At 66.4% G+C, this 11,730-nt stretch carries 10 protein-coding genes; 7 read left to right on the top strand and 3 right to left on the bottom strand.

All coding sequences use genetic code 11. The features are described from left to right. Positions 1–276 precede the first annotated feature (276 nt). Genes IEX43_RS09740 through IEX43_RS09720 form a run of 5 tightly spaced genes read left to right on the top strand, consistent with a single transcriptional unit; the run spans position 277 to position 6,017 of the window. Complete coding sequence (locus tag IEX43_RS09740) at positions 277–1,569, top strand: ABC transporter substrate-binding protein (protein ID WP_188810568.1); 1,293 nt, start codon at positions 277–279, stop codon at positions 1,567–1,569. A 2-nt stretch (positions 1,570–1,571) separates the two neighbouring features. Beyond that, positions 1,572–2,561, top strand: a complete 990-nt coding sequence (locus IEX43_RS09735; RefSeq protein WP_188810566.1) for a carbohydrate ABC transporter permease — start codon at positions 1,572–1,574, stop codon at positions 2,559–2,561. Next, positions 2,558–3,475, top strand: coding sequence for a carbohydrate ABC transporter permease (locus tag IEX43_RS09730; RefSeq protein WP_174180806.1), 918 nt, complete (start codon positions 2,558–2,560; stop codon positions 3,473–3,475). The genes IEX43_RS09735 and IEX43_RS09730 overlap by 4 nt, the downstream gene beginning before the upstream one ends. Beyond that, entirely contained in the window at positions 3,472–4,956 is a 1,485-nt protein-coding gene (locus IEX43_RS09725) for a glycoside hydrolase family 1 protein (protein WP_188810564.1), read from the top strand. Before IEX43_RS09730 ends, IEX43_RS09725 begins: the two co-directional genes overlap by 4 nt. Beyond that, positions 4,956–6,017 carry a LacI family DNA-binding transcriptional regulator gene (locus IEX43_RS09720; RefSeq protein WP_188810562.1) on the top strand — a complete coding sequence of 354 codons (1,062 nt, stop codon included), beginning with the start codon at positions 4,956–4,958 and terminating at the stop codon, positions 6,015–6,017. The genes IEX43_RS09725 and IEX43_RS09720 overlap by 1 nt, the downstream gene beginning before the upstream one ends. Positions 6,018–6,071: 54 nt before the next feature. Here the strand turns inward: IEX43_RS09720 and IEX43_RS09715 are convergent, their stop codons facing one another. Then, positions 6,072–7,091, bottom strand: a complete 1,020-nt coding sequence (locus IEX43_RS09715; RefSeq protein WP_188810560.1) for a LacI family DNA-binding transcriptional regulator — start codon at positions 7,089–7,091, stop codon at positions 6,072–6,074. 119 nt (positions 7,092–7,210) lie between these two features. Next, positions 7,211–8,389, bottom strand: a complete 1,179-nt coding sequence (rsgA, locus tag IEX43_RS09710) for a ribosome small subunit-dependent GTPase A (RefSeq protein ID WP_188810558.1) — start codon at positions 8,387–8,389, stop codon at positions 7,211–7,213. A 389-nt stretch (positions 8,390–8,778) separates the two neighbouring features. On the opposite strand from rsgA, the gene IEX43_RS09705 reads away from it, so the two are divergent. Continuing rightward, positions 8,779–10,137, top strand: coding sequence for an Nramp family divalent metal transporter (locus tag IEX43_RS09705; RefSeq protein WP_192044169.1), 1,359 nt, complete (start codon positions 8,779–8,781; stop codon positions 10,135–10,137). A 31-nt stretch (positions 10,138–10,168) separates the two neighbouring features. On the opposite strand, the gene IEX43_RS09700 is transcribed toward IEX43_RS09705, so the two are convergent. Next, entirely contained in the window at positions 10,169–10,405 is a 237-nt protein-coding gene (locus IEX43_RS09700) for a zinc-ribbon domain-containing protein (protein ID WP_188810556.1), read from the bottom strand. 146 nt (positions 10,406–10,551) lie between these two features. Here IEX43_RS09700 and IEX43_RS09695 point away from each other — a divergent pair, with 146 nt between their 5' ends. Continuing rightward, positions 10,552–11,703 (top strand): GGDEF domain-containing protein, encoded by a 1,152-nt coding sequence (locus IEX43_RS09695; RefSeq protein WP_188810554.1) that lies wholly within the window; start codon positions 10,552–10,554, stop codon positions 11,701–11,703. Positions 11,704–11,730: the final 27 nt, after the last annotated feature.

Raw genomic sequence — 11,730 nt, 5'->3', positions numbered from 1 at the left:
TGTTCGTTGGTGGGATTCGTCGAGCGTGGGCGGCAGGGTGAAGCTGCGGCGGTGGGAGCGCTCTCGTCGGGGAAGCGTAACACTGCCAAGTGGCGTGGGCAAGGGTGGTGTGGAAGCGCTCCTACTACTTCTTGACAAGAACCTGTGAGGTGGGACACCATGTGGTGAGAGCGCTCCCACCTACGGTCACCACCCCGGTCCGCCGCTCGCCACTTCTCCGCCTTCAGCCGTCCACGCAGATCGGCAAGGCATTTTTCTGACGAAGGAGTCTTCCCCGTGAAAAACCCAACCAAGTTCACCGTGCTGTCCGCAGCGGCCGCCTGCCTGGCGTTGTCGCTGACGGCCTGCGGATCAGCGGCGCCCGAGAAGGGCGGCGTCAACGATGCCACCGGTTCCGATCCCGTCACGCTCACGGTGGGCACCTTCAATGAGTTCGGCTACGAGGAGCTTTTCGAAGAGTACGAAACGCTGAATCCAAACGTGACCATTGAGCACAAGAAGGCGGCAACCACCAACGAAGCACGGGACAACCTGACCACGCGCCTGGCCGCCGGCTCCGGTTTGTCCGATATTGAGGCCGTTGAGGTGGACTGGCTTCCGGAGCTCCTGCAGTACCCGGACCGGTTTGCCGACCTGGCCGACCCCGCCGTGGAAGGACGATGGCTGGACTGGAAGGCCGAGGCCGCCACCACCGCCGACGGCAAGCTCCTTGGCTACGGGACGGACTCCGGCCCCGAGGCCGTCTGCTACAACGCCGAGCTGCTCAAGAAGGCCGGTATGCCCAGCGAACGCGGGGAAGTTGCCGAGATGCTGGGGACCAGCTGGGACAGCTATTTCGAAGCCGGCAAGGCTTACAAGGCCGCAAACCCTGATTCCGCCTGGTTCGACTCGGCAGGGGCAATCTACCAGGGCATGAGCAACCAGCTTGAAAAGGTCTACGAGGAGGAGGACGGCACCGTCATCGCCACGGAGAACCAGAAGGTCAAGGACACCTACAACCAGGTCCTGAAGGCCTCCACCGAGGACGGGCTGTCCGCCCACCTCAGCCAGTGGAGCGATGACTGGGCCTCCGGCTTCCAGACAGGCGCCTTCGCAACAACCCTCTGCCCGGGCTGGATGCTGGGGGTTATCGAGGGTAACGCGGCCGGGGTCACCGGCTGGGATGTGGCGAACGTCTTCCCCGGCGGCGGCGGAAACTGGGGCGGGTCCTACCTGACGGTCCCCACCCAGGGTGAACACCAGGCCGAGGCCAAGAAGCTGGCAGGCTGGCTGACCGCCCCTGAGCAGCAGATCAAGGCCTTCACCGCCAAGGGCACCTTCCCCAGCCAGAAAGAGGCACTCGAAAGCAGCGAATTGCTGGGCCAGACGAATGAGTTCTTCAACGGCGCGCCCACCGGCCAGATCTTCGCCGAACGCGCCAAGGCCGTTGACGTCACGCCCTTCAAGGGCACCAAGTACTTCGCCATCAATGACGCCATGCAGCAGGCCCTCACCCGCGTGGACGTTGACAAGTCGGACGACGCCGCCTCCTCCTGGGAGAAGTTCGTCACCGCAGTGAAGTCCCTCTAGGCATGGCTGTCACCGACCGGGTACGGCCACGGAGTGCTGCGGGGCAGGTCCCGCCTGAGGACACGAAGGGTGTCCGGCGCCTGGCCTTCTCCCAGCAGGTCTCCAAATGGGACGTCAAGCTATCCCCCTACCTCTACATCTCGCCGTTTTTTCTCCTGTTTGCCGTCACCGGGCTCTTTCCGCTGGTGTACACGGCATGGGTTTCCCTGCACAACTGGAACCTCATCGGCGGGCAGGGAAAGTTCACGGGCCTGGAAAACTATGCCTTCGTCGTAGCGCAGCCCTACTTCTGGAACGCGGTGGGCAACACCTTCAGCATCTTCATCCTGTCCTCCGTCCCCCAGGTTGTTATCGCCCTGGTGATAGCGGCGGTGCTGGACGCGAACCTGAGGGCCAGGACGTTCTGGCGGATGGGGGTCCTGGTGCCGTTCGTGGTGGCGCCAGTGGCGGTAGGCCTGATCTTCAACAACCTTTTCGCGGACCAGTTCGGGCTGATCAACGAGATGCTGAAGGCGGCAGGGCTGGACCCGGTCCGGTGGCATTCCGACTCCGTTGCGAGCCACCTGGCCATCGCCACCATGGTGAACTTCCGCTGGACCGGCTACAACGCGCTGATCTTCCTCGCGGCCATGCAGGCCATCCCGCGCGACGTGTTCGAGGCAGCAACGATCGACGGCGCCGGCCGGCTGCGGCAGTTCTTCTCCGTGACTGTCCCCATGCTGCGGCCAACGGTGATCTTCGTGGTGATCACCTCCACTATCGGCGGCCTGCAGATCTTCGACGAGCCGCGGGTCTTTGACCAGTCCGGCCTGGGCGGAGCGGACCGGCAGTGGCAGACGCTGACCATGTACATCTGGGAACTCGGCTGGGGCCAGCGCAACTTCGGCAGGGCCTCGGCCGTGGCCTGGCTGCTCTTCCTGATCATTGTGCTGATCGCCCTGCTCAACTTCCTCATCACCAAGCGCATCGCAAGCCAGGGAGGCCGCAAGTGAGCTCCATCCCCATGATCGAACAGACCGCCGGGAAAGGGGCAGCCAAGGCAGCAGCGCGGCGCGGGCCAGGTGCCCGGAAACCAAGGTCCGGCCACGGAAGTGACCGCCGGCCCGGCTTCCTCACCTACGGCTTCCTGGGTGCAGTCCTGCTGGCGTCCCTCTTTCCGCTCTACTGGTCCTTCCTGGTGGGCAGCCACGACAACACGGTCCTGAGCCGCGGCATCCCGCTGCTGCCCGGGGGGAACTTCCTGGCCAACGCGGCGAAAGTCTTTGACAGCATCCCGTTCTGGAAGGCAATGGGCAACAGCCTCATCGTCTCGTGCGTGACCGCGGCGTCCGTCGTCGTGTTCTCCACCCTTGCCGGATTCGCCTTTGCCAAGCTCCGCTTCCGCGGCAGCAAGGGGCTGCTGGTGTTCGTTATCGCAACCATGGCCGTTCCCACCCAGCTCGGCGTCGTCCCGCTGTTCATCGTGATGTCCAAGCTGGGGTGGACCGGCTCGCTGTGGGCCGTCATCATTCCGGGTGTGGTTACCGCCTTCGGCGTCTTTTGGATGACCCAATACCTCCGTGACGCCCTCCCTGATGAGCTCATCGAGGCCGTGCGGATGGACGGGGCCTCCATGATCCAGGCCTTCTGGTACATCGGGTTCCCTGCCGCGCGCCCGGCGGCCGCCATGCTCGCCCTGTTCACCTTCGTGGCCACCTGGACCAACTTCTTCTGGCCGTTCATTGTCCTTGACCCGTCCAACCCCACCCTCCCGGTGGCCCTGCAGCTGCTGCAGGCCGCCCACTTCGTGGACTACTCCGTGGTCCTGGCAGGAGCCGTCCTGGCCACCGTCCCGCTCCTGCTCCTGTTTATCGCGGCAGGCCGTCAACTCGTATCTGGAATTATGCAAGGAGCAGTCAAAGGATGAGTCCCACCCAACTTCCGTTTCCGGAGGGCTTTCTCTGGGGCGCAGCAACAGCTGCCTACCAGATTGAAGGCGCAGCACACACCGGCGGCCGGCAGGACTCCATCTGGGATGTGTTCGCCCGGCTGCCCGGTGCCGTGGCAGACGGCCACAACGGTGACGTGGCGTGCGACCACTACCGGCGCTACAAGCAGGACGTGGCGCTCATGGGCCAGCTGCACATGAAGGCCTACCGGTTCTCCACGTCCTGGGCACGCTGCATGCCCGACGGCGTGACGCCCAATCCGGAAGGGCTCGCCTTCTACTCCCGCCTGGTGGATGAACTGCTGGCTGCCGGAATCACGCCGTGGCTGACCCTCTACCACTGGGACCTGCCCCAGGCGCTTGAGGACAAGGGCGGCTGGGCCAACCGGGACACCGCCTACCGTTTCGCAGAGTACGCGGCACTCATGCACGGCGTCCTGGGCGACCGGGTCCGGATCTGGACAACCCTCAACGAACCGTGGTGCTCGGCATTCCTGGGCTATGCGGCGGGTGTCCATGCGCCGGGACGGCAGGACCCGCGGGCAGGACTGGCTGCCGCCCACCACCTGCTGCTCGGCCACGGCCTGGCAGCCCGCGGGCTGCGCCGGGAGGATCCGGACGCTTCTGTGGGCATCACCCTGAACCTGACGGTCCCGGATCCGCGGGATCCCGGCAGCGAGGGCGACCGGGACGCGGCCAGGCGGATCGACGGCCAGTTCAACAGGATCTTCCTGGATCCGCTGTTCAGGGGCGAATACCCGGCCGACCTTCTGGCAGACGTGGCGCACCTTGGACTGGCTGACCTGGTGCAGGAGGGGGACCTGGAGGCCATTTCCACGCCGCTGGACCTGCTGGGCGTCAACTACTACCACGGGGAGTCCCTCACGAAGGACCTGGCGGACCCCGGGGAGCAGGCTGGGCAGGAGACGACGTCGGCGCCGGCGCAGCCCGCCCGCCCGGTGTCCTCGCCGTTCGTGGCAGCAGACGGCGCCCGCTCGGTACCCCGTGGCCTGCCGGTGACGGGAATGGGCTGGGAGGTCCAGCCGGAGGGGCTGCGGCGCCTGCTCAACAGGCTGCAGGGGGAGTACACGGGTCCGGCCGGGATCCCCATCTACATCACCGAAAACGGTGCAGCGTACGATGACGTCCCCGACGAGGCGGGCTTTGTGGACGACCAGGACCGGCTGGGGTTCTTCGAGGCCCACCTCCAGGCAGTGCATGGCGCCATCGCGGACGGCGTGGACGTCCGGGGGTACCTGGCCTGGTCCCTGCTGGACAATTTCGAGTGGTCCTTCGGCTACCACCAGCGCTTTGGCCTGGTCCGGGTGGACTATGCAACCCAGGAACGCATCCCGAAAGCCAGCGCCTTGTGGTATTCGGCAGTCGCTGATTCCAACGCCGTTCCGGCCGGCGCTAATCCCGTGCTGCCTTCGGAGCCGGGTGTCGTATTGTCTGTGTAATGAACCAAAAGTCCCACCGGCGCGGTCTCCTGCAAGCAGGGCGGCCCAGCCCGACGCTCGAGGACCTCGCCACGGCCGCCGGAGTGTCCCGCTCCACCGCGTCCAGGGCGATCAATGGCGGGCTGAAGGTGAGTCCGGAGGCGCAGGCCGCCGTCGACGCCGCAATCGTGGCCCTCGGGTACACGCCGAACCGTGCGGCCCGGAGCCTGGTGACCAGGCGCACCGGATCCGTTGCGCTGGTCATTCCGGAGCCGGACGCACGGGTGATGATGGATCCGTTCTTCGCCGCCGTCATCACCGGCGTCAATGAGGCGCTCCGGGGCACCGACATGCAGCTGGTGCTGCTGATGTCCCGGGCGGGGGATGACTCCGCCCGGACCATGCGGTACCTGCGGGGCGGGCACGTCGACGGCGCGATCGTGGTTTCGTTCCACGAGGCGGACGACTGGGCGGAGACCCTCGGCACAACAGGCCTGCCCACCGTTTTCATCGGCAGGCCCTGGGCGATGGGGTTCGGGGTCCCCTATGTGGACCTGGACAACTTCGAGGGCGGCCGGCTTGCCGCCCGCCACCTGGCCGCCACGGGGCGTACCCGGCTGGGAACGGTAGCAGGGCCCGCCGACATGACGGCGGCCGTTGACCGCCTGGAAGGATGGATGCAGGGTGTCCGGGAGGCCGGGCTGCCGCCCGGGCCCGTCATCCACGGTGACTTTACGACGGCGGGCGGCGCCGAGGCGGCACGGGACCTGTTCTCCGGGTCGCCTGAGCTGGACGGGGTTTTCGCTGCCTCTGACCTGATGGCGCTGGGAGTTATTGACACAGTGCGCGGCAGGGGCCACAAGGTTCCGGAGGATGTTGCCGTTGTGGGGTTCGACAACCATTCCCTCCTGGCCGCCAACGGCCTGGGCCTCACCACGGTGACCCAGCCCATGGTGGACATGGCCGTGACAGCCGGGCAACTCCTGATCCGCGCGATCGAAAACCCGGAAGAGCAGCTGGAACCGGTCATCTACCCGGCCGAGCTGGTTGTCCGCGGCAGCACCACGGGACACTGCGGGTAGATCCAGTCCCGCAGAGCGCAGTGATCAGCCCGGGGTGCCCAGCCGGGCGGTGCGTCAACCCCTGTTGGCGCCCACGGTCGATTCCCGCGGGACCACCCGGAACGCCGTCTCCACTTCCCGGGGCGGCAGTCCGTCCGGATCCTTGATCCGTTCCATCAGCATCCGGATGGCGGTCTCGGCGATCTCGGTCCGGCCGGGGTCCACCGTGCTCAGGGTGGGGAGCGTGTACCGGGTTTCATCCAGGTCGTCGAAGCCGATCACGGCGACATCGTCCGGGACCCGGTAGCCGGCTTCCTGCAGGACGCGCACGGCGCCCTGGGCAAGGGTGTCGTTCAGCCCAAAGACGGCGTCGAAGGAGGCACCGCGGTCCAGCAGGTCGTGCATGGCCGCCGCACCGTTGGACCGGTGCCAGTCCACCACGCAGGCGACGATCCCGTCGTCGTACGGAATACCGCGCCCTTCCAGCGCCTCCCTGTACCCGCGCAGGCGCAGGCCGGCGGAGCCGATGACCTCGCCCTCGTGGGCGCCGACAACGGCGATGCGTTTCTTCCCGAGGTCCAGCAGGTGTTCGGTGGCGGCCCGGGCGGCCGTCACGTTCTGCATGGTGACGTGGTCCGAGGAACTGCCGAAGATGCGCTCGCCGAGCAGGACGATCGGGACATCGGCCTTGATCAGGTCTGCATCCTCCTGGCCGAGCGCCAGCGGGCTGAAGACAAGGCCATCGGACATCTTGAGGCGCGGGCTGGCCATCACCTCAAGCTCGCGCTTCCGGTCCGCGCCGGTCTGTTCGATCAGCACCACCAGCCCGTGCTTGGCGGCAGCCTCGATGACCGCGTCCGCGAGTTCGGCGAAGTACGGCAGGCTCAGTTGCGGCAGGGCCAGGGTAATGGCGCCGGTGTGCCCGGAGCGGAGGCTGCGGGCAGTGAGGTTGGGGCGGTAGCCCAGCTCGGCAATGGCCTTTTCCACCTTGGCGCGGGTGGTGTCCCGGACGTGCGGGTGGTTGTTGATCACGTTGGAGACGGTCTTGAAGGACACGCCCGCCACACGCGCCACATCGTGAAGAGTTGCCGCCATCCCAGTCCCTTAGGTTCAACCGCGGCCCGCAGGCCAGTACCGCCTACTTTACAACGTTGAATCGACTCAACCGGTTGCAGGGGACGCGGTGCCCCGCCGCTGCAGGGCACCGCCGCGGTTCAGCGCCGCTTGCGCCCCGGCCGGTCCTGCCGTCCACGCTGTTCAGAGAGGTCGCGTTCGGCGGAACGCTGGGACTTACCTGCCATCACCACTTTCTGGTGCCATTCCCGCTGGTAGGCACGCTGCGCTGCGGCGTCGCTCCGGCGGGCAAGGGCGGCAAGCTCCCGCTGCAGTTTCAGGTAGTTGTGCCAGCGGCGTTCCTCCAGCACACCGCCGGCGATGGCCTCCTGCACGGCGCAGCCGGGCTCGCCCTGGTGGGCGCAGTCCGTGAACCTGCACTGGCCGGCCAGCGCTTCAATGTCACCGAACATCCCGCCGATGCCGTCCTCGGCGTCGAACAATCCGAAGCCCCGCACCCCGGGTGTGTCCATGAGGACCGTCCCGTTGGGAAGGGGCACGAGTTCCCGGGATGTGGTGGTGTGTTTACCCCGGAAGTCGCCGGACCGCACCTCCCCCGTGTGCTGGACATCGTGGCCCACCAGGGCGTTGATGAGCGTGGACTTCCCGGCGCCGGACGGCCCCAGGAGGACGATGGTGCCGTCCGCCGGGATGTGCGCCAGCAGCTCGGGGATGCCGTCACCGGTTTCGGCTGAGGTGGTCACCACCTCAACGCCCGCCGCCTGCAGGATGACTTTCCCGACGACGTCGTCCGCCACCCCGGCGAGGTCCGCCTTGGTGACGATCACCAGGGGAGTGGCGCCGGAGTCCCAGGCTGCCACGAGGGTGCGCTCCAGCCGGTTGTGCGTCAGCGGCCGGTCCACGGGTACCACCACGCCCACCATGTCCATGTTGGCGGCAAGGACCTGCGCCTCGGAGGAGTCCTCGAAGGCGCGCTTCCGGCTGAGCTCCGAAAGCCGTGGAAGGACGCCGAGGACCTGGCGTTCGCCGGCCCTGTTGGGCCCCATCCACACCCAGTCACCGGTAACTGCCGCGTCACCGGTCAGCGGGTACGGAAGGTGGAGCAGGTCAGATCCCGCCGCCACCAGGAGCAGGGAACGGTCCACGCGGACCACGCGGCCGCGCTCCGTTGCCCCTGGCAGGGGGTGGTTGTCGAAGTGCCGGGCGACCGCCGGGGTGTAGCCGTAGGCACGCGGGCCGATACTGCTTGGAGAGGCGTTATGTGGGGTGCTGCTTGTGGTGGTGATGCTGTCCAGGGCACGGCCTGATGATGTGTTCACTGTGATACCTCAGGGGAAGCCCCTGCGCACCGGCCGCAGTGGGCCCGGGTGTTGTGGCGCTCCGCTGAGAGGTCAGGCGGGGCCGGTGCAGTACAGGGAAGGAGTCTGGATGAGGGGTGCGGAGCGCTCAGTGCGCGGGGCTGCAACAGTCATCAAAACCACCTCCCGCTCCTGCCGTGGGTGACCGGTATCAGGTCCCCTGCTTCCGCCGGCGTCATCCGGCGGATCCCACTTTAGCCCCGGCTGGCGGAATCCACCAGAGCCCGGGAACGGACATCGATTCCCCTAAAGTGCCCCGGACCGTCCGTAGTCCTTTGATGGGGCACCGGTTCGGGCATAGGTTGGCTGCAGTTGTGTTTTCCACGCTGCAGGACAATCGAGGAGGAACCATGGGCGATGACGCCATGGACAAGGCCGCTGCACGGAACGACGCGGTAGTGAACGCGGGTAAGGAGAGCCAGCCCGGCGTCAGCCATGCGGACAGGATTGATGACGACGGCGGCCGTCCGGCGAAATGGCGCATCGTCGGTCCCGGCCTGGTGGTGGCGGCCACGGGTGTGGGTGCCGCTGACATGGTGGCCACCCTGGTGGCGGGCTCCCGCTACGGCTACGGCCTGTTCTGGGCAGTCATTGTGGGTGTGGTCCTGAAAATCATCCTCGTCGAGGGGGCCGGCAGGTACACGCTGGCAACCGGAAAAACGATCTTTGAGGGCTGGCGGTCCCTGGGCAAATGGACCACCTGGTACTTCGGCCCGTACATCATGATCTGGGGATTCGTGTACGGGGCCACGGCCATGTCCTCCGCGGCCCTGCCGCTGGCTGCCGTGTTCCCTTTCCTGCCGCTGTGGGCGTGGGCCATCCTGATGGGACTCGCCGGCTTTGCGATGGTGTGGTGGGGCAAATACGCCACCTTCGAGAAGATCACCGCCGTGCTGGTGGGCATGATGTTCGTGACAGTGGTAGGGCTGGCCGTGATTGCCGCCCCGAACATTCCGGAAATGCTCGCCGGGCTCATCCCGATGATCCCCTCGACGGACGGCGGCATCTTCTACACGCTCGCGCTGGCCGGCGGCGTGGGCGGCACCATTACGCTCGCCGCCTACGGCTACTGGCTTCGCGAGAAGGGCTGGTACACGCCCAAGTGGATGAAGGTCATGCGGATCGACAATTCCATGGCCTACGTCATGACCGGCATCTTCGTCATCGCCATGCTCATTGTGGGCGCTGAGGTTGTGCGCTCCGCGGGTGTGTCCCTCTCCGCCAGTGACGAAGGGCTGCTTGACCTCTACGGTGTGCTGAAGGCGGAATACGGAGACGTTGTGGGTACCGGGTTCCTGGTGGGCTTCTGGGCCGCGTCCTTCTCCTCCATCATTGGCGTCTGGAACGGCGTCTCCCTGATGTTCGCCGACTTCTGGGGCAACATGCGGGGCAAGGAATCCGGACACCCGGATACCCGCGTGGGCGGAAAGTACTTCAGGTTCTACATCCTGTGGCTGACGTTCCCGCCCATGGTCCTGTTCGCGCTGGGCCAGCCGATCGGCCTGATCCTGCTGTACGGGGCGCTGGGTTCGCTGTTCATGCCGTTCCTTGCACTGACCCTGCTGGGGCTGCTCAACGGCCGGCGGATTCCCAAGGCGTGGGCCAACAAGCTCCACTCCAACATCGCACTGGGGATCTGTGCCCTGCTGTTCATTGTCCTGGGCCTCCGGCAGTTCTGGACGTCCCTCTCGCCGCTGTTCGGCGGCTAAAGTTCGGCTACGGCCCTTCACGGGGCCTGGCCTACCGCTGCAGTTCCAGCGCCCGCTTCTGCCGCGCCGAGATGCTCGAAATGTACCCGCAGTTGGTGCATGTGATGTTGTATTTCCGCGACGTGGTGAACACCGGGATGAAGAAGAGCGTGAACTTGGTGGCCCGCTCCTCAAGGCTGTGGTGGACGAAGGAGCGGCAGTACTGGCAGGTGGCCGGTTTGCCGGGCAGCGCTTTCAGCACTGTCTGCAAACCAAAGAGAAGGAACATGGGTCTGGCCTTTCGGGGCAGTCCTGCTGGCTGTTCTGACCACCTTAGGCCCTGGGCCGGCCGATAGCGCCATCCTGACAGCCTCCCGGACCGGTGCGATACTGAGGGTCCGCGCACTGTTCGTTATCAGGGGGATTTCGGCAAACATGGTTCTGGATACCGCGACCCTTCGGATTGCGTTCGGCCTGATGGCGCTGGTGCTGGTGTTCCTTTTCTATTTCTCCGCCTACCGGGTGACGCGCTCGCCGTACAGCGGCTGGTGGTGCCTGGCGCTGCTGTTTTTCCTGTCAGGATCGGCGTGCTTCCTGCTGGACGGCACGGCCCACCAGGTCTGGGCCAACCCGCTGGGGAACGTGCTGCTGGTGCACGGCGGGGTGGCCGTGTGGGCGGGTGCCCGGTCGCTGCGGACCGTGCCGCCGCCAAAATGGGCCTTCACCGGCATCCCCCTGGCTACCCTGGTGGCCTCGGTCCTCGATGACCCGGCCACCAACACCTGGTCCGGCGGGCCGGTGTTCCTGGCAGCCATGAGCCTCACCATCGGACTGGCATCCCGCGAACTCTGGCGCCTGGAACCGGGCTACTCCCGGGTCCGGATCCCCATGGCCGTGGCCGCGGGCGGCCTGTCCGTGTTCTACCTTTTGCGCTGGGTTGCCTTCATGCTGGAAGGCCAGCACGGGCCGGTTTTTCAAAGCGTCTTCGGTTCCGCGGTCACCACCCTGGTGACCATGGTCCTGCTGGTGGTGGTCTCGTTCAGCATGGCGGCCCTCAGCAGCGAACAGCAGACCAGGGCCCTGCGGGTGGTGGCGTCCCGCGATGATCTCACGGGGCTGCTGAACCGCAAGGCCTTCCTGGAAATGGCTGCGGAGCAGCTGGCGGACCTGTCCATCACCAAGGGATCCGGTGCCCTGGTTCTGGCAGACCTGGACCACTTCAAGTCCGTCAACGACACCTATGGGCATGCCGCCGGGGACCTCGCCCTGCAGACCTTCGCTGATGCGTGCATTGCTACGGTGCGCCCCACCGACCTGGTGGGCCGCTACGGCGGGGAGGAATTCGTCATCCTCGTCCCCGGCGCCAGCGCAGAACGGGCGGAACTCATCGCCGAGTCGATCAGCAACCGCCTTGCGGCGGCAACCACGGCGGACGGGATGGAGATGCCCACCGCCAGCTACGGGATTTCCACCTACGACGGCGCCTCGACGGACGTGGAGCGCCTGATCGCCTCAGCCGACGCCGCACTCTACATGGCCAAGTCGCTGGGCCGGAACCAGACTGCCCGCAGCGACAGGTTGCGCTAGCAGGGCCCAGCGGACCGGGGCGCGCGC

Origin of the sequence: Pseudarthrobacter polychromogenes (assembly GCF_014644495.1) — a bacterium.
In the GTDB taxonomy this organism is placed as follows: Bacteria; Actinomycetota; Actinomycetes; order Actinomycetales; family Micrococcaceae; genus Arthrobacter; species Arthrobacter polychromogenes.
The sequence above is the reverse complement of the archived record's forward strand: the minus strand, read 5'-3'. Positions and strand labels throughout refer to the sequence as shown.

Excerpts from the sequence above, each read along its gene's own strand:
- IEX43_RS09720 (WP_188810562.1), top strand. The coding sequence starts at position 4,956 with ATGAACCAAAAGTCCCACCGGCGCGGTCTCCTGCAAGCAGGGCGGCCC.
- IEX43_RS09700 (WP_188810556.1), bottom strand. The coding sequence starts at position 10,405 with ATGTTCCTTCTCTTTGGTTTGCAGACAGTGCTGAAAGCGCTGCCCGGC.
- IEX43_RS09725 (WP_188810564.1), top strand. The coding sequence starts at position 3,472 with ATGAGTCCCACCCAACTTCCGTTTCCGGAGGGCTTTCTCTGGGGCGCA.
- IEX43_RS09735 (WP_188810566.1), top strand. The coding sequence starts at position 1,572 with ATGGCTGTCACCGACCGGGTACGGCCACGGAGTGCTGCGGGGCAGGTC.
- IEX43_RS09715 (WP_188810560.1), bottom strand. The coding sequence starts at position 7,091 with ATGGCGGCAACTCTTCACGATGTGGCGCGTGTGGCGGGCGTGTCCTTC.
- IEX43_RS09705 (WP_192044169.1), top strand. The coding sequence starts at position 8,779 with ATGGGCGATGACGCCATGGACAAGGCCGCTGCACGGAACGACGCGGTA.
- IEX43_RS09695 (WP_188810554.1), top strand. The coding sequence starts at position 10,552 with ATGGTTCTGGATACCGCGACCCTTCGGATTGCGTTCGGCCTGATGGCG.